Raw genomic sequence first — 16841 nt, 5'->3', positions numbered from 1 at the left:
AGTAAATTTCCAGTTTTCGCAATATTTTTGTTACTTTGCAGCCAATTTGGAAAAAACCGTTTTATTGAGAGCAATCGGGTTTTTCTTGGTGTAACCCTTTTTTATGTCGAAAAAGAAAAAGATATCCACTGCGCGATTTGTAAATGCAAAAATTACGTCCACCATCAGCATTTCGCTGGTGTTGGTCTTGTTAGGCCTGACCATCCTTATTCTGTTTATGGGCAACGGGTTGTCGAAATTCGTAAAAGAGAACATGAGCTTCAGCGTGATGCTTGATAGCGATGTTACCGATGCCGGGATTCAGCGGTTGAGGAAAAACCTGGACGGCCAGCCGTTTGTAAAATCTTCCCGGTTCATTAGCAAGGATGAGGCAAAAGAACAATTGATCAAAGACTTGGGCGAAGATCCCGAAGAGTTGCTGGGGTATAATCCGGCACAGGACGCCATAGAGGTTTATCTCCATTCGGAGTATGCCAACAGCGACAGTATCGCGGTCATCAGTCAGGTGATCCGGCAGCAAAACAATGTTCGGGACTTGCTGTACCAGCAGGAAGCCATCGACCTTATCAACGATAACCTATCGAAGGTTACCCTGATTTTACTTGTTTTAGCGGCTGTTTTAATGTTTATTTCCTTTACGCTGATCCGAAACACCATTCGGTTGAGCGTTTACTCCAAGCGATTTATTATCAATACGATGAAGCTTGTTGGCGCCAACGGGAGTTTTATCCGCCGGCCGTTTATCCTCGGTAATATTCTCACGGGAATCGTTTCGGGAATTTTTGCAGACGGCATCATCTTTCTGGTCCTTGCGTATTTTAACAAAGAATACGCCGAGTTGCAATCCATCATTGGTGTGACGGATCTGATCGTTATTTTTGTTGTCGTCATCTTGCTGGGAATTCTGATTTCGACCGTGGCGACTTATTTTGCGGTGAACCGCTACCTGAAGATGAAAACCGAGAACTTGTATTATGTATAATTTAATAGATTTCAAACAAAAGATGTTACATACAATCCAAGAGTCTTTATTCAGTATAGCGATCTGACATCTTACTCAACACGCATAAAACTCCAAACTCATAATTTAAAAAGTATGTCTCACAAAAATCTTGCTTTCCATAAAATAAACCTCATCATTTGCGGGGTTGCCGTGCTTGTTATCATCGCTGGTTTTCTGCTGATGAGCGGCCCTGCAACAACTTTTGACGGTTTTGAACCCGATATTTTCAGTGCGCGACGCATCAAAGTAGCCCCACTTGTTTGTCTGGCCGGCTTTGTGCTGATGATTGTCGGAATTTTATTTCCGGCAAAGGACAGGAAGAAGGAAGAAATAAAATAATTCCCAGATAAGTTAGATGAGCATTTTAGAAGCAATTATTATTGCTGTTGTAGAGGGCTTGACAGAGTTTTTGCCCGTTTCTTCGACTGGCCATATGATTATAACTCAGGCGCTGCTTGGGATTGAGAGTACACCGTTTGTAAAAGCATTTACAGTAATTATTCAGTTTGGAGCCATTCTGTCGGTGGTGCTTCTTTACTGGAAACGGTTTTTTAGGCTGAATCCGGTGATAATTTTCGATAAGAGCGCTGTAACAGGAATGGGTTTTGTACAGAAGGGGTGGATATTTCTAAAACGGTTTCTGCATAAGTTCGATTTCTATTGGAAGCTGTTTATCGCCGTTGTTCCGGCAGGAGTGTTGGGATTGATTTTTGGAGACCAGATCGATTCGCTGCTCGAGAATGTTCTTGTTGTGAGCGTGATGCTTGTCGCAGGCGGTATCGTGATGCTTTTTGTGGATACGTGGTTCAATAGACCCGTTGAGAATCAATCGATATCGTGGCAGCGGGCGTTGAAGATCGGTTTCTTTCAGTGTATTGCGATGATTCCGGGTGTTTCCCGGTCGATGGCTACCATTGTGGGAGGTATGAGCACCCGGCTCGACCGGAAAAACGCCGCTGAATTTTCGTTTTTCCTGGCTGTACCTACCATGGCTGCAGCAGCCGGTTACAAGCTGTATCAGCTGATAAAGGATCCTGCCAGTGCAGCAATGTTGCAGGAAAATATAGGGGTGTTGATTATCGGAAACGTGGTTGCTTTTGTGGTTGCCATCATTGCTATTCGGTTTTTTATCGATTTTCTGACCCGACACGGATTTAAGGCATTTGGATGGTACAGAATTATCGTAGGTGTTCTGCTGATCGTGTTGCTGTTATCCGGAACCGTATCAAACGTAGCGTGATATGGATTTTATTGAAGGAGAGATCTTACACATCGATAAACCGCTGCATTGGACTTCGTTCCGGCTGGTGAGGGTAGTACGGGCGAAGTTGTGCCAGAAACTGAAAATTAAAAAGCTGAAAGTAGGGCATGCGGGAACACTCGATCCGCTGGCTACAGGTGTAATGACCGTTTGCACGGGAAAAAAGACAAAAGAGATTGAAAGGTTACAGGCTCAAACAAAAGAGTATATTGCCGAGATCCGGCTGGGAGCAACTACTCCCTCTTTTGACCTGGAGACGGAAATTGATGCCGAATATCCGGTGGAACACATCTCACGCGAAAAGGTGGAAGAGTGCCTGAAGCAATTCACCGGAAAAATTGAACAGATCCCGCCTCTTTTTTCGGCAGTCAAGATCGACGGTAAAAGAGCGTACGAGTTTGCCCGGAAGAATGAAGAAATTGAACTAAAACCAAAGATATTGGTTATAAAGGAAATTGAATTGTTGTTTTACAATTTACCAACGATAACTATCCGGGTTGTTTGCAGTAAAGGCACGTATATACGTGCCCTGGCGCGCGACATAGGTGAAAGCCTTCAGTCGGGTGCACATCTTCTTGCTCTCCAACGAACGAGGGTGGGAGATGTATCATTGAATGATTGTTTAAAGGTTGAAGAGCTGGACGATTTTTTTGACCGGCAGCTAGCCAAAGGGGAGGCTTAACAATAAATTATTTCACGATAGTATTATAAAGAATCAGTTTAATCACATATGAAACTTTCTCAGTTTAAATTTAATTTACCGGAGGAATTGATTGCCAAGTATCCGAGTAGACATCGCGATGAATCCAGATTGCTTGTGGTTCATCGAAATTCCGATAAAATAGAACATCTTGTTTTTAAGGATATTCTGAATTACTTTGATGCTCACGACTTTTTCGTTTTCAACGATACCAAGGTCTTTCCTGCACGGTTGTTCGGAAACAAAGAAAAGACCGGAGCCAAAATAGAAGTGTTTTTGCTCAGGGAGTTGAATCCCTCGCAGCATCTATGGGATGTTTTGGTTAATCCCGCCCGGAAAATAAGGATCGGGAACAAGTTATACTTTGGTGAAAATGAAGAGCTCGTGGCTGAAGTGATTGATAACACCACCTCGCGCGGGCGTACGCTTCGTTTTCTTTATGACGGGCCGTACGAAGAGTTCAAAGACCTGCTTTTCTCCATCGGTGAAACTCCGATCCCAGAATATATGGAGCGGTCGGCCGTGCCGGAGGATGCGGAGAGGTATCAGAATATTTTTGCCAATAACGAAGGAGCTGTCGTTGTTCCTGCGGCAGGACTGCATTTCAGCCGGGAGTTGATCAAACGTATGGAGATTAAAAATATCGATTACGGCTTCCTTACGCTTCACCACGGATTAGGTGCCTACCGCGATATAGACGTGGAGGATTTAACCAAGCATAAAGTTGATTCGGAGCAGATGATCATTACGCAGGAGTTGTGCGACAAGGTGAATACGGCAAAAGACAACGGGCACAAAATCTGTGCCGTGGGTACGTCGGTTCTGCGGGCTATTGAAACCACCATCAGTACAGACGGGCACATCAAGCCGAGGGAGGGATGGACGAACAAGTTTATTTTCCCGCCTTATGACTTTACACTACCCGATGCGTTGGTTACCAACTTCCACCTGCCGTTCTCCACGCTTTTGATGGTGACGACTGCTTTCGGCGGATACGAAAGAATTATGGATGTGTATCAGACGGCCATCAAGGAGAAATACGAGTTTGGTGCGTACGGGGATGCTATGCTGATAATTTAAAACGCGCACTTTGTGCGATGATGCTACGCTGAAAAATGCCTGATAACGATATTCATGTTGTTTTTTTGGGATTGGGCTCCAACCTGGGAGACAAGGAAAAAAATATCGAGCGTGCCTACAGAGAAATTAACAAGCGGATAGGGAGAATTATTTCCAAATCCGCTTTTTATGTGTCCGATCCGGAGGGTTTCGAGTCTGAAAACAGGTTCGTTAATTCCGTTTGTGAACTGGTCACAATCCTGGAAGCCAGAGAGGTACTGCGGGTAACTCAGGCGATTGAAAAGGAACTGGGGCGGACAAAAAAATCTCCGGATGGTGGGTATGCCGATCGCACCATCGATATTGACATCCTGATGGTTGATAACCGAATCGTTGAGGAACCCGGATTAATCATTCCGCATCCCCGCTTCCATTTGCGCGACTTTGTGTTGACCCCTTTTGCCGAAATCTCGCCAGACACCGTTCATCCGGTGTTTGCCAAAACCATTTTGCAATTGAAGAATGAGCTTGGCTACCTTTAATCGTGCATACTGCCTTCCGAAACCGTACCATTCGAGGCGGCAGCTATTTTTCCTTTTCTCTCATTTGTTTCTTTTATTTATATTTAACATTATTTGTGCAGCTTTTTCTCAGATTCTACGTCTTACGTAAAAGAACAGTCAATTAGAATCTTTAGACAATCATTACAATGAGAAAATCTGTATTGAAAAACAGCTGCCTGCTTATGGTAGCTATCCTTTTTGTGCCGCTGGGGTTGGCAAGTTGTGAAAAGATACAAGAAGATTTCCAATCCAAACATTATTTGCGTTGTGAAATAAACGGTGAGAAGTTTGAAAAATTAGGGTTTTTACCCGCAATAAACTTTGGGCCTCCGATAGGAATGAATGCAAGGTATGATTATATGGATAACGACAGTATTTACTTTACCTTTTCGCAGTTTTGCAGTCCTGTTGACAAAACGTCTCAAGAACCTGAATTTTTGGTAAGGGTGTGTCTCCCAACAACCGAACCCATCGTTGTGGGTAAAAGATATTACGTCAAATCCGAAGGTGCCCAGAGTAAGAATCCGCCTTTGTTTGAGTTGACATCGTGGGAGGAAGTTCCTCTTGAACAACACGAATCGTTTAATGTGACAGAAATTAAAACAAAGGAATCCTTTGGAAACGGGTACATCGAATTTGTGCGTTTGGATTTAGACGTAACAAAACCCGATAACGGGCATGTATATGCAAAATTTGAGTATGAGGTACCCTCACCCCTGCACGAAAATAATTCAACAATGTGGAAAGTGAAAGGCGAGTTTCAAACCGGTGTCAGCAAGGATAAAAACAGGGCTATGCATGACTTTGTCAGAGGCTGGGAATACACTTACGTGGAAGGCGGTAAAGAATACACAACGGAATATTATTTTTCGTATAATGGTGCGTTCCCGGGAAACAAATTCTGGACCACTTATGAGAATGGGGAGAAGGTAAGGGTCGCAGAGGCACTTTCCTTCAAGTCCGATAACTTATTGTTTGATGAAGTGTTGGTTACCATGCAAACTCACCAGGAATACTGGAAGGTTATGCGTTTATCTTCTTCTGAAATGGAGATTAAAATTAAAGATGAAAATACGGGTTTGTATGGCGAAACAATTGCGCTAAAATCAATCAAGGAAAATAAATAATCACATAAATTTTGTACAAATATGAAAACCAACACAAAAAGCAAGTTCCTGATACCGCTTTTGGTATTCATTTTAATGCCAAGTTGTGAAAAAACAGAACACGAATCACTCTCTTTCTATTACGATTATCGCGAAGTGCCCGTGAATGGAACGGTCTTAATCGGGCCGAAAACAGGCAGCGGAAATTACACGCTGGAAGTGGAAAACCCGCTTCTGCTTTCGGCAGAAATGCAAACCGGCTGGTCGAGTGCGGCGGGAATGATTGCCATTCAGGGGCGGCTCAAAGGAGATACCCGGCTCACGGTTACGGATAACCTAACCAAAGAATCGCAAAAATTGAAGATTAAGGTGACCGATAACTATGAGGTGATGCGCATATCCAAAGCTAACAAAACAGATAACGGCGAAGTGCCTCCTTTCCCCGCTTCCTTGAACACTATAGAATGGATTTGCCTGGTAAACAACAAGGCGCGGGATCTCTACCTTGTCAACAGGGAGAGCACATCGTCAACCGATTACGTGTTGAAAGTACGGGGTAAAGGAACTTACACGATTGACACAGAGGAGGGTAATTGCTTTATGACCTTTTCATACGGGGTTGATGAAAAAGGGCAGCCAACGCTGGATGAGGAATCGGCAAAAACCGTCTCATACCGTTTTCGCATGTCGATAAATGATTTGGCCCTGCACCGGTTAAATCAGAATTTGAATTTGGGCCTCGATACCTCCATGCCGGGCAATTGGAAAGAACTCATCAGGGATGATTGGGAAATAGGCATCCCAATGGAGGGGATGGACACAGCGTATAAAGCATTCGGCACGTTGTTGTCTTCCTTTGAAATGCCCGTCGGGGTTTTATAATAAAATCATCCCTGAAAAATAAATAATTTTAATCGAATGAAGATGAACAAGCCACTTGGTATTGCGGTATGGGTTTTGCCGCATTAACCATTTGCACAAGTTGCGGAAAAGAACCGGGAACCGTATCGCCTTATATTGAAGGCTTGTCAATCTACAATTTTCCGGTAATGGATGGTTCCACCTCAACACTCCCTCTAAACACGGTTATTGCTTGCGAATTATTGGGACTCAATAATTATTCAGCCATTTATCCTTGCTTACCACCGAAATGTATGCCGTTATCCGTTCCGACACGGACAGGTTGTCAATGGTATACAAAATTTACGAATGGCTTCAAACTGCAGCCGGAAAACAAGGCGATTGGAAAGAGTGGATATATAGTCAACTAACAGAAGGGTAAAGCGATTTCCCCTACAGCAAAAATAACCGCAATCCTTTGTCTCCGGCATTGAAGATTATTTTGTCCTTGGGGTTGCCACGAACGCATCAGATGTACTGCCGTTCCATTGATGAAAAACATCCCGGTGGCCCCACCGGTCTATTTGTATAAAAAAACATAAATAAACCATTTGATAACGGTTTTATTTTTGACAATCATCAAATTTTTTAGCATATTTGTAGTACCATTAAGGGAACCGTCGTGGCAATATTTGGGAAAAATTTTCAATATTATTTGGGTTATGCGCTAAGCGGTGGCGGTGCAAAAGGGTTTGCTCATTTAGGCGCTTTCAAGGTATTTGAGAGTTATGGCCTGAAACCCGATGTAATTGCAGGTACCAGTGCCGGTGCGTTAGCCGGAGTTTTTTATGCCGATGGTTTTTCTCCCGACGAGATTAGCGAGCTCTTCCGAAAGAAAGAGTTCCATGAATTTATCGGATTTTCCATTCCCAAGACGGGCTTTTTTAAAACTTCAGGTGTCGGGAAATTTCTGAAAGACAATTTGCGGTCGAGCTCATTCGAACAACTGAGAATTCCTTTTAAAGCAGTTGTAACCGATTGGGAAAAGGCCCGGACTGTAGTTTTTTCGGAAGGTAGATCGTTAGTAGATGCCGTGGTGGCATCCTGTTCGGTCCCTATCGTCTTTACTCCCAAGGTTATCAGTGGTGTGTCCTATGTTGATGGCGGATTATTGAAAAATTTTCCGGTTTCTGTTATTCGGAATGAGTGTAAGTACGTTATCGGCGTGAATGTTTCGCTGATGACGCCTTTATCGGACAAAGTCAATATCAAAACTACCGCCGAACGTACGTTTAAACTGATGTCTAATTCAAATACGTTGATAGACAGGAGTCTATGTGATATCCTTGTAGAAGCGGAGGAAGCGCAAAAGTACTTTATGTTCGATCTGAACAACATCGACAGAATAAGAGAAATAGGTTACGAATGCGCTTCAGCAGCGCTTGGTGAAGAAAAATCGCTGGGCATTATCAGAAGGTGTCACCGACATTACGAACTCGAGGAGAAAGTGAGGCAGCGAATAGGTAAATTTAAAAAAACAACATTATGAAGCCACGTAAAATATTCATCTATCAACTGTTGCCGCGTCTGCTGGGGAACACTCAGGCCAACAACATTCAAAACGGGACCCTGGAAGAAAACGGATGCGGAAAGTTTAACGATATAACAGGTAAGTTTCTCAATCAGTTAAAGAAGGGTGGTTATTCTCATGTCTGGCTTATCGGCGTATTGGCGCATGCCTCAACAACGGATTACACCCAATACGGCATTCCCCGTGAATATCCGGAAATCATTAAAGGCAATGCCGGGTCTCCGTACGCCGTGCGGGACGTTTACGATGTTGATCCTGATCTGGCGATGAACGTGAACGGCCGGATGCGCGAATTTGAAGCGTTGGTTGAACGTATCCATCGTGCCGGGATGGAGGTAATCATTGATTTTGTGCCGAATCACCTGGCAAGGAACTACAAATCGATTAACCGTCCGGAGGGAGTTGACGAATTTGGTTGCAACGACGACACTTCTGTGGCTTTTTCTCCCGGCAACAACTTTTATTACCTTCCGGGTGAGGAGCTGGAAATTCAATTCCCGGTAAAGAAAATGGCGGACGTAACCTACAGGGAGTCGCCGGCAAAAGTCACCGGGAACGATTGTTTTACCAATAAACCCACCCCATACGACTGGTATGAGACGGTTAAGCTTAACTACGGCATCGATATACAGAACGGTTACATAAAACACTTCTCCAAAATTCCCGATACGTGGAACAAGATGAGGGACGTATTGATCTATTGGTCGAAGAAAAATATTGACGGTTTCCGGGTAGACATGGCAGAAATGGTCCCGCTGGAGTTTTGGCGATGGGTGATTCCGCAAGTAAAAAAAGAGTTCCCGAAAATTCTCTTTCTGGCGGAGATATACAATCCCGATGCCTACCGGTTGTTTCTTGCCCACGACAACTTTGATTACTTGTACGATAAAGTAGGGTTATATGACGTTTTGCGTGATGTGGCCTGCGGGTATCGTCCGTCGTCGGACATCACGTTTGCCCTGAATAACGTGGGCGATATTCAGCACAAAATGCTCAATTTTATTGAAAACCACGATGAACAACGCGTAGCTTCGGATTATTTTCTGAAAGACGGAAAGCATGGACCCGCTGCGATGATTGTTACTGCCTGCGTGAACGTAAATCCTGTAATGATCTATTTTGGCCAGGAGCTGGGCGAGCGGGGAATGGATGAAGAGGGTTTCAGTGGCAAGAACGGGCGTACCTCCATTTTTGATTATTGGTCGCTAGACACGGTTAGGCGTTGGAATAATAACGGGAAATGGGACGATACCTTGTTGACAGGAGAAGAAAGGGCGTTGCAGAAATTTTATGCCAAACTCCTTACCTTGTGTAACCGGGAGAGAGCGTTGAGTGAGGGACTCTTTTACGACCTGATGCCAGCAAATTACGACAATTTTGAGTTTGATTCCACCAAGCAATTCGCATTTCTACGGGGTACTGGAGATGAATTAATTCTGGCGGTGGTTAATTTTGACAACAAGGAGGTTGATGTTGTGGTAAATATTCCCACCCACGCTATGGATTTCTTCGGGATTCCTGACAACGGGAGTTTTAACGCTTTTCCGTTGTTGTCGGATAGCAAGTTCAATACCGTTTTTTCGATAGATAGCCCGATTCGGATAAAGGTTGGGGCAACCTCGGGCGAGCTGTACAAAATTTCCTCTTGTTAAGAAAGTATTTTGAACTTTCCTTTCTTTCGTATATCCTGCCATAGGATGCGAAACGAAAATCCAAATCCATCAAAAAATGACTAAAAACAGTACATAAAAAAATTCAAAACACATTTTAAAGGTTTTTTTAGAATTTAGTTTGTACTTTTGTCCGTGGAAAGACTATTACAAAGAGAGAATCAATCAATAATTTACTAACTCAATTATAATCAACAAGTCATGCAAGATAAGCCGTTTAAAATCTTCTCGGGAACAAAATCACGTTATTTTGCCGAGAAGGTTTGCAATAGTTTGGGGTGTCCGTTAGGAAATATGATTATCGAGCATTTTGCCGACGGAGAATTTTCAGTTTCATACGAGGAATCCATTCGGGGAAGACAAGTATTCCTTATCCAGTCCACTTTTCCCAATTCAGACAACCTGATGGAGTTACTGCTTATGATTGATGCGGCCAAGCGTGCGTCGGCGAAGTCCATCATTGCGGTTATTCCCTATTTCGGATGGGCCCGTCAGGACAGAAAAGATAAGCCCCGTGTGAGTATCGGAGCGAAGCTGATTGCCGATATGCTCAGCACTGCCGGCATCAGCCGATTGATTACCATGGACTTGCATGCCGACCAGATTCAGGGTTTCTTCGATGTTCCTGTTGACCATTTGTACGGATCGGGAGTTTTTGTGGATTATATGAAAACCTTTAATCAGGAAAATTTGGTGATTGCCACGCCCGATGTAGGTGGAACCAAGCGTGCCAGTGCTTATGCCAAGTTCTTGGGTTGTCCCATGGTTATCTGCTATAAGATCAGGAAAAAAGCAAACGTTATTTCGGATATGCAGATCATCGGGGATGTGGAAGGGATGGATGTGTTGTTGATTGACGATATCGTGGATACTGCGGGAACCATGACCAAAGCTGCCGAGTTGATGATGCAGAACGGCGCCAGATCTGTAAGAGCCATAGCCAGTCACGCCGTCATGTCGGATCCGGCCAGTGAACGTGTGGAAAATTCTTCGCTTAACGAGATTATATTTACCGACAGTATTCCTTATACAAAATCGTGCAGTAAAGTGAAAGTCTTGTCTGTCGCCGATATGTTTGCCAATGCCATCATGAGGGTGTGCAACAACGAGTCGATAAGTTCATTGTATGTTGTATAGCAAGAGTATGAAGAAAATTGTTGTTTGTTGTGTTGTTGTGTTGTGGTTCACTGCAGTAGAAGCACAAAAATTAAATTTCAACAAGGACGGTTTGTTCAAGATAGCACAGTTTACTGATGTGCACTACGTCCCCGGAAATTCCAAATCGGATACGGCCTTGTTGGCTATTCAGCGCGTATTGGATACGGAAAAACCCGATATGGTTATTTTCACCGGGGATATTGTAACCGGAAGGCCGATAAAAACAGGATGGGACACCGTTACAAAATTAGTTGTCGACAGGAAAATACCGTTTGCCGTTGCATTGGGAAATCACGACGATGAGAGCGGCACAACCCGCCTCGAACTCGAAAAGATTATCACGGATTACCCGTACAATTGCAACTATCCTGCCGGTGGACAGTTGAGCGGCGTTATGAATAATGTCCTTCCCGTTTACGGAAGCGAAAAAGATATGCAGGTGAAAGCGTTGATTTACTGCTTCGACTCGGGAGCCTATTCAACCGTAAGCGATGTGTCGGGATACGGATGGATAACCTCTGAGGTCATCGACTGGTATAAGAAGCAAAGTTTTCATTTTACCCGGCAAAATAATTTTCAGCCGTTGCCAGCCCTGGCTTATTTCCATATTCCCCTTCCGGAATACCGCCTGGCATTTGACGACGATACGAACAAAAGGGTGGGGGTGCGTAAGGAAAACGAATGTTCCCCCGGTTTAAACTCGGGGATGTTTCTCGCGATGAAAGAGATGCAGGATGTTATGGGTACATTTGCCGGGCACGATCACGTTAACAATTATATCGTGAACTATTTCGGTATTGCATTAGCGTACGGCCAGTTCTCGGGATGGAGAACCACTTATGTACCTGGAATCAACGGTGCGAGAATCGTACAACTGACGGAAGGAAAACGTGAATTTGACACCTGGATCAGGTTACTCGACGGAAGCGTCGAATACAATGTAACTTTTCCGGCTGGACTGAAGGGGGAGTGAAATTTTATTCTCGTCCTTGATAGGCCGGTATATACTCTTTCTTTAGTCGTTTGGCAAGCACGTTGTTTTTTTGTGTTTTCTTATCGAGCTTTTCCAGGGACTTTATTTTGTCTTTCCCCGGGTCAAAGTTATCGGAAAGCAGGATGATCGAAAGAGTTTCTTCATCTTCTCTCTTGACTTTGAAAGCAACCGTCTGGTTTTCAATAACGTTGTTTCTGGCAAGTTTTACTAAAAAATCTTTTCCCTGCTCAACCTCAAAGGCAACATCATCGTAACCCAGGTTGGTTACCTTTATCCTTTTAATTTTTTGATCTTTGGGATGTTGGGATTTGCCCAGGTCATCTGTAATATTTCCACGGATAATTTTGTTGGATTCCGACAGAAACTCCGTCAGCGCTCCCTGGACAGGGTAATTATCCGGGCCGACTACCTTTACAACGATGGAGTCTTTTTTCGTACCGTTGATGGATTCGAACACCGATTTTTCACCGGGATAGCCGGAAGTGTGTACCAGCAAATAATTATCAACATATTCATATTTTCCTTCGCCAACCATTCGGGTAAACAGGGCTCCAAAACCGCTTAGGCTAAACAATGCTTGTCCGTTGGAAAAAGAGAATGAATCGGTCTTATCCTTGTAGTTCCCATCAAAGTCTTGAGACAGAAGAGAAAGCGATAGGGATAGTAAAATAAGAACGGTAAAATATTTTTTCATGTTGTCAGCCTGAGTCATAAATTTGTATAACGATACAAAAATAACATTTTTTATGGTCGGAAAGTGTTAAATCCCCGACTATTTTGCCAGTTTCAGTATCCGGAGCGCCCCTCTTATAACAACTCCAAAGACGACAACACCTACAACAAGATCAGGAATGGCAGAATCGAGTAAAAAAACCAGGATTCCACCCACAATGACGCCCAGGTTCATGATTACATCATTTGATGTGCATATCATGCTTGCCCGGATGTGTGCTTCATTGCTTTTGGCTTTTTCCAGGATGTAAAGGCTGATTCCATTTGCGGCAAGTGCAAGAATAGAGATGCCGATCATAAATTGAAAGTCGGGAGTGGATTCGTTGAAAATGAAACGCCTTGCAACTTCAAACAACCCGGTTGAGGCAAGTAAAATTTGGAAATAACCAATGGCTCCGGCAACTTTTTTCTTCGTGCTTACGGCTTTGCCAACAGCAAATAGGCTGATGGCATACATAAAAGCGTCGGCAAGCATATCCAGGCTGTCGGCAACTAGCCCCATCGAACGGGAAACGAGGCCGGTGCCCATTTCAATAACGAAGAATCCGAAGTTGATAAAAAGCACTGTCCAGAGAATTTTTTTCTGTTTTCTGTTTTTATTCTCGTCTGCGCCGGAAAGTTTCTCTTCAACAACTTCCGAAGAAACAAGCGACGAGCCGAGTTTTAACTCGTTCAGCAGCGTTTCTATTTCGGCCGTGTTGGCCCGGTGAAAAATGGTTGCTTTTCGATCTTGTATATTGATGTCAATTCTGGCAATATCCGGAATTTCGTCCAGTTTCATGCGGACCAGTTCTTCTTCAGACGGACAATCCATCTCCTTGATATGAAATATTGTTTTTTGCATAGCTGTTATGTTTCATGTCTCTAACGCTCGGAGAACGGTTTTGTTTTGTATCTTTGTCCCCCAAATTTGAGAAATGAACTACAAACACATTATATTTGACATAGACGGCACTATGCTGAATACGGAAACGGCAGACATGCTTGCCACGCAGGAAACTTTTTTTCAGCTTACCGGAGAGAAAAGAGAGTTGGATGAATTCCGGTTTTCATTTGGTATTCCCAACTCGGTAGTGTTTCCCCGGCTGGGAATTGAAGATGCCGGAAAAGCGAGCTTGATGTGGGCCGAAAATTATCGTAAATACCACTCATCCATACGCCTTTTCGATGGAATTGAAGAGGTTTTGAAGGAGTTGAAAAAAAGGGGATACATCCTGGGAATTGTTACTTCCAAAAGCCGGCAGGAATTTAATGCTGATTTTGCTACTTTCGGGTTGGAGCATTTCTTTGGTGCGGTTATTTGTGTGGATGACAGCCCCCGCCCAAAGCCCCATCCAGACCCTATTCTGGAATACCTTAAGCGGTCGAATGCAAAGAAACCGGAATCCATTTATATAGGTGATACCCTTTACGATAAGCAGTGCGCACATTCTGCCGGGATAGATTTTGCCCTTGCTGTTTGGGGAACACACAACCGGGAAGAGATAAAAGCCGACTATTTCCTGGAAGCACCTCTCGAAATATTGGAGTTGTTCCGATCCAGATAGCTCATTCTTTGGAAATTCTTAGAGAGGTATCCGAATAGAATGAGGGTGTAATCACATTGTGATACACCCTCCTGTAAAATATTGGAGATTCTCCCCGGGTTTTTACTCTTCCTTTTCTTCCGCCTCGTATTCTTTCAGGAGCTTATCCTGAACATCGGACGGAACGAGTTCATATTCCGAAAACTTCATGGTGAACGACGCACGGCCACCGGTAAGCGAACTTAAAGAAGTGGAATAACTCGACATCTCTTTCAACGGAACGCGGGCTTTCAGTTTTTCAAACCCTTTCTCGCTTTCCATACCCATGATCATGGCACGACGCCCTTGCAGGTCGCTCATCACATCGCCCATATAGTCGCTGGGAACAGAAACAACCACATCGTAAATCGGTTCCAGAATCTTTGGTCCGGCATTTTTAAATGCGGTGCTGAACGCGTTGCGTCCGGCAAGCATAAAAGAGATTTCGTTGGAGTCAACCGGGTGCATCTTACCGTCGTAAACGATAACACGTACGTCACGGGCATAAGAGCCGGTCAGCGGGCCTTGCTCCATACGTCCCATGATTCCTTTCAGGATGGCCGGGAGGAAACGGGCATCGATCGCACCGCCCACGATACTGTTCACGAAAACAAGCTTTCCACCCCAATCAAGGTCGATAGTTTGTACGTCGCGCGATTGTATCTTGAATTCCTGGCCGTTAAAACGGTAAATTTCCGGCATGGGCATACCTTCGGTGTAGGGTTCCACAATCAGGTGAACTTCGCCGAACTGACCGGCACCACCCGACTGTTTTTTATGGCGGTAATCGGCACGGGACTGTTTGGTGATGGTTTCGCGATACGGAATCTTAGGTTCGAGGAAATCAATTTCAATTTTATCGTTGTTTTCGAGTCTCCATTTCATGGTTTTCAGGTGGAACTCGCCTTGTCCTGAAACGATGGTTTGCTTCAGTTCTTTTGAAACTTCAATAACCAATGACGGATCTTCTTCCCGCATACGGGTCAATGCTTCGCTCAGTTTTTCGGAGTTGGCTTCCGTTCTAGCTTTTACAGCCCTGCGGTAACGCGGTTCGGGGAACTGGATAAAGTTGAACCGGTTGTCCGATCCTTTTGCATTCAGTGTATTGCCGGTACGGACATCTTTCAGCTTGACAGCAGCGGCAATGCTTCCTGCCTGCAGTTCTTCCACCTTGTTACGCATCTGTCCGGCAACCAGGTACATCTGAGCGATACGTTCCTTCGAACTTCTGTTGGTATTGGTCAGGTCATCCCCTTCTTTTACTTTTCCGCTCATCACCTTGAAGTAAGAAACTTCGCCGATGTGCGGTTCAACAGTAGTTTTGAAGAAGAACAGGCTTGTCAGTGCTCCTGGATCGGGCTCTACGGTTTCTCCGTCGCTGTTTTGAGGAGACGGAACCTGATCGGGTGAGGGTGCCGCCAGGGTAAGGAAATTCATCAGCCTGTGGACCGCCATGTTTTTTTCTGCCGATACACAGAACACCGGAAAAAGATCCCGGCTGATCATCCCTTTCTGGATGCCTTCGAGCATCTCTTCTTCGGACAGTGTGCCCTGATCGAAATATTTTTCCATCAATGTCTCATCGTTTTCAGCTGCTGCTTCCAACAATACTTGATAATATTCGCCAGCTTTTTCTTTTTCACTGTCGGGTATCTCCAGCACGTCGGGCGCGGTGGCTCCCGGCTTCCATTTATACAGCTTCTGCTTGAGAACATCCACTATTCCGTCGAATGCCAGGCCGCTCCCGGTAGGATACTGGATAGGGGTGACCTTGTTCCCGTAAAATTCTTTCAGGTTGGTAATCGTGTTTTCGAAGTCGGCTTTCTCATGGTCAATGCGGTTCATAACAAACATTAGCGGCTTATCAAGAGATTCGATCTGGCGGAATTGGTTGATTGTTCCCACTTCTACTCCGCTGGTAGCATCAATCAGCATCACGGCTAAATCGGTTACTCCAAGTGCCGATGAAATGTTTCCAGAAAAATCGTCCGACCCCGGACAATCGATCAACGTCATCAGCTTGTTTTTCCATTCGTAAGAGAATACGGTTGAGAATACCGAATATCCATACTCTTTTTCAACAGGGAAATAGTCACTCACGGTATTTTTACCATCTATCGTGCCGCGTCGTTTTATAAGACCACACTCGAAAAGCATTGCTTCAGCGAGAGTGGTCTTGCCCGATCCTGAATTGCCAACAATAGCAATATTCTTGATTTCGTTTGTTTTGTAAACTTTCATGATTAGTAAAATTTATGTTTCTTGAATGTATAAGTTTCTACAACAAAACGACTCTGCTCTTTATTAAAGATACAGAGCCGTACTACAAAAATAGCGACGCAAGTTAGCCATTTTTAACGATATCTTCCCTTGTACAAAATATGTTTTATAACATATATTTGACCTGTTTTTGAGTGAATTACTATTTTCTGAATTTTTAGGTAAAAAAGAATTATAATTTTTTTTCTGTATGCTTTTATTCAGCAATGTGAACAGATAAACTATAAATAATTTAAGAATAATTATAAAAAAATGTTTTATTTTTGTGAATAAAACGGACAATTTATTAATTTTGTAGCTTAATCACATTGTTTTCCTC

At 43.9% G+C, this 16841-nt stretch carries 17 protein-coding genes; 14 read left to right on the top strand and 3 right to left on the bottom strand.

The features are described from left to right. The first annotated feature begins 103 nt into the window (after window positions 1-103). The 13 genes from KCV26_15445 to KCV26_15385 all read left to right on the top strand — a co-directional run bounded on the left by KCV26_15445 (window position 104) and on the right by KCV26_15385 (window position 11924). The gene (locus KCV26_15445) at window positions 104-982 is read left to right on the top strand and encodes a permease-like cell division protein FtsX (GenBank protein ID WZX36665.1); all 879 of its coding nucleotides are present in this window, start codon (window positions 104-106) and stop codon (window positions 980-982) included. Between the two features lie 114 nt (window positions 983-1096). Then, window positions 1097-1342, top strand: a complete 246-nt coding sequence (locus tag KCV26_15440) for a DUF3098 domain-containing protein (protein ID WZX36664.1) — start codon at window positions 1097-1099, stop codon at window positions 1340-1342. A gap of 16 nt (window positions 1343-1358) precedes the next feature. After that, window positions 1359-2243: an undecaprenyl-diphosphate phosphatase gene (locus tag KCV26_15435; GenBank protein ID WZX36663.1), complete on the top strand. Its 885-nt coding sequence runs from the start codon at window positions 1359-1361 to the stop codon at window positions 2241-2243. Window position 2244: 1 nt separating this feature from the next. Next, window positions 2245-2946: a tRNA pseudouridine(55) synthase TruB gene (gene truB, locus KCV26_15430; protein WZX36662.1), complete on the top strand. Its 702-nt coding sequence runs from the start codon at window positions 2245-2247 to the stop codon at window positions 2944-2946. Between the two features lie 48 nt (window positions 2947-2994). Then, window positions 2995-4044, top strand: a complete 1050-nt coding sequence (queA, locus tag KCV26_15425; GenBank protein WZX36661.1) for a tRNA preQ1(34) S-adenosylmethionine ribosyltransferase-isomerase QueA — start codon at window positions 2995-2997, stop codon at window positions 4042-4044. Window positions 4045-4079: 35 nt separating this feature from the next. After that, window positions 4080-4565, top strand: a complete 486-nt coding sequence (folK, locus tag KCV26_15420) for a 2-amino-4-hydroxy-6-hydroxymethyldihydropteridine diphosphokinase (protein WZX36660.1) — start codon at window positions 4080-4082, stop codon at window positions 4563-4565. 167 nt (window positions 4566-4732) lie between these two features. Continuing rightward, entirely contained in the window at window positions 4733-5713 is a 981-nt protein-coding gene (locus KCV26_15415; GenBank protein WZX36659.1) for a hypothetical protein, read from the top strand. Window positions 5714-5734: 21 nt separating this feature from the next. Then, on the top strand, window positions 5735-6574 hold the full coding sequence (locus KCV26_15410) for a hypothetical protein (protein WZX36658.1): 840 nt from the start codon (window positions 5735-5737) through the stop codon (window positions 6572-6574). Between the two features lie 253 nt (window positions 6575-6827). Then, entirely contained in the window at window positions 6828-6974 is a 147-nt protein-coding gene (locus KCV26_15405) for a hypothetical protein (GenBank protein WZX36657.1), read from the top strand. A 240-nt stretch (window positions 6975-7214) separates the two neighbouring features. After that, on the top strand, window positions 7215-8081 hold the full coding sequence (locus tag KCV26_15400) for a patatin-like phospholipase family protein (GenBank protein ID WZX36656.1): 867 nt from the start codon (window positions 7215-7217) through the stop codon (window positions 8079-8081). Continuing rightward, complete coding sequence (locus KCV26_15395; GenBank protein ID WZX36655.1) at window positions 8078-9775, top strand: alpha-amylase family protein; 1698 nt, start codon at window positions 8078-8080, stop codon at window positions 9773-9775. The genes KCV26_15400 and KCV26_15395 overlap by 4 nt, the downstream gene beginning before the upstream one ends. Before the next feature lie 219 nt (window positions 9776-9994). Continuing rightward, entirely contained in the window at window positions 9995-10930 is a 936-nt protein-coding gene (locus tag KCV26_15390) for a ribose-phosphate pyrophosphokinase (GenBank protein WZX36654.1), read from the top strand. A 7-nt stretch (window positions 10931-10937) separates the two neighbouring features. Further along, on the top strand, window positions 10938-11924 hold the full coding sequence (locus KCV26_15385; GenBank protein ID WZX36653.1) for a metallophosphoesterase family protein: 987 nt from the start codon (window positions 10938-10940) through the stop codon (window positions 11922-11924). A gap of 4 nt (window positions 11925-11928) precedes the next feature. Here the strand turns inward: KCV26_15385 and KCV26_15380 are convergent, their stop codons facing one another. After that, window positions 11929-12639 carry a hypothetical protein gene (locus KCV26_15380; GenBank protein ID WZX36652.1) on the bottom strand — a complete coding sequence of 237 codons (711 nt, stop codon included), beginning with the start codon at window positions 12637-12639 and terminating at the stop codon, window positions 11929-11931. Between the two features lie 78 nt (window positions 12640-12717). Next, window positions 12718-13521 carry a cation transporter gene (locus KCV26_15375; GenBank protein WZX36651.1) on the bottom strand — a complete coding sequence of 268 codons (804 nt, stop codon included), beginning with the start codon at window positions 13519-13521 and terminating at the stop codon, window positions 12718-12720. A gap of 73 nt (window positions 13522-13594) precedes the next feature. Between KCV26_15375 and KCV26_15370 the strand changes: the two genes are divergently transcribed. After that, entirely contained in the window at window positions 13595-14224 is a 630-nt protein-coding gene (locus KCV26_15370; GenBank protein ID WZX36650.1) for an HAD family hydrolase, read from the top strand. A 102-nt stretch (window positions 14225-14326) separates the two neighbouring features. Here KCV26_15370 and KCV26_15365 read toward each other — a convergent pair whose 3' ends face one another. Next, the gene (locus KCV26_15365; protein WZX36649.1) at window positions 14327-16483 is read right to left on the bottom strand and encodes an elongation factor G; all 2157 of its coding nucleotides are present in this window, start codon (window positions 16481-16483) and stop codon (window positions 14327-14329) included. Window positions 16484-16841 lie beyond the last annotated feature (358 nt).

This window comes from Petrimonas sulfuriphila, from assembly GCA_038561985.1.
Lineage (GTDB): Bacteria > Bacteroidota > Bacteroidia > Bacteroidales > Dysgonomonadaceae > Petrimonas > Petrimonas sulfuriphila.
The sequence above is the reverse complement of the archived record's forward strand: the minus strand, read 5'-3'. Positions and strand labels throughout refer to the sequence as shown.

What these genes read in the sequence shown, in the direction of transcription:
- KCV26_15445 (WZX36665.1), top strand. Translation starts at nt 104, where the DNA reads ATGTCGAAAAAGAAAAAGATATCCACTGCGCGATTTGTAAATGCAAAA.
- KCV26_15440 (WZX36664.1), top strand. Translation starts at nt 1,097, where the DNA reads ATGTCTCACAAAAATCTTGCTTTCCATAAAATAAACCTCATCATTTGC.
- KCV26_15435 (WZX36663.1), top strand. Translation starts at nt 1,359, where the DNA reads ATGAGCATTTTAGAAGCAATTATTATTGCTGTTGTAGAGGGCTTGACA.
- truB (WZX36662.1), top strand. Translation starts at nt 2,245, where the DNA reads ATGGATTTTATTGAAGGAGAGATCTTACACATCGATAAACCGCTGCAT.
- queA (WZX36661.1), top strand. Translation starts at nt 2,995, where the DNA reads ATGAAACTTTCTCAGTTTAAATTTAATTTACCGGAGGAATTGATTGCC.
- folK (WZX36660.1), top strand. Translation starts at nt 4,080, where the DNA reads ATGCCTGATAACGATATTCATGTTGTTTTTTTGGGATTGGGCTCCAAC.
- KCV26_15415 (WZX36659.1), top strand. Translation starts at nt 4,733, where the DNA reads ATGAGAAAATCTGTATTGAAAAACAGCTGCCTGCTTATGGTAGCTATC.
- KCV26_15410 (WZX36658.1), top strand. Translation starts at nt 5,735, where the DNA reads ATGAAAACCAACACAAAAAGCAAGTTCCTGATACCGCTTTTGGTATTC.
- KCV26_15395 (WZX36655.1), top strand. Translation starts at nt 8,078, where the DNA reads ATGAAGCCACGTAAAATATTCATCTATCAACTGTTGCCGCGTCTGCTG.
- KCV26_15390 (WZX36654.1), top strand. Translation starts at nt 9,995, where the DNA reads ATGCAAGATAAGCCGTTTAAAATCTTCTCGGGAACAAAATCACGTTAT.
- KCV26_15385 (WZX36653.1), top strand. Translation starts at nt 10,938, where the DNA reads ATGAAGAAAATTGTTGTTTGTTGTGTTGTTGTGTTGTGGTTCACTGCA.
- KCV26_15380 (WZX36652.1), bottom strand. Translation starts at nt 12,639, where the DNA reads ATGAAAAAATATTTTACCGTTCTTATTTTACTATCCCTATCGCTTTCT.
- KCV26_15375 (WZX36651.1), bottom strand. Translation starts at nt 13,521, where the DNA reads ATGCAAAAAACAATATTTCATATCAAGGAGATGGATTGTCCGTCTGAA.
- KCV26_15370 (WZX36650.1), top strand. Translation starts at nt 13,595, where the DNA reads ATGAACTACAAACACATTATATTTGACATAGACGGCACTATGCTGAAT.
- KCV26_15365 (WZX36649.1), bottom strand. Translation starts at nt 16,483, where the DNA reads ATGAAAGTTTACAAAACAAACGAAATCAAGAATATTGCTATTGTTGGC.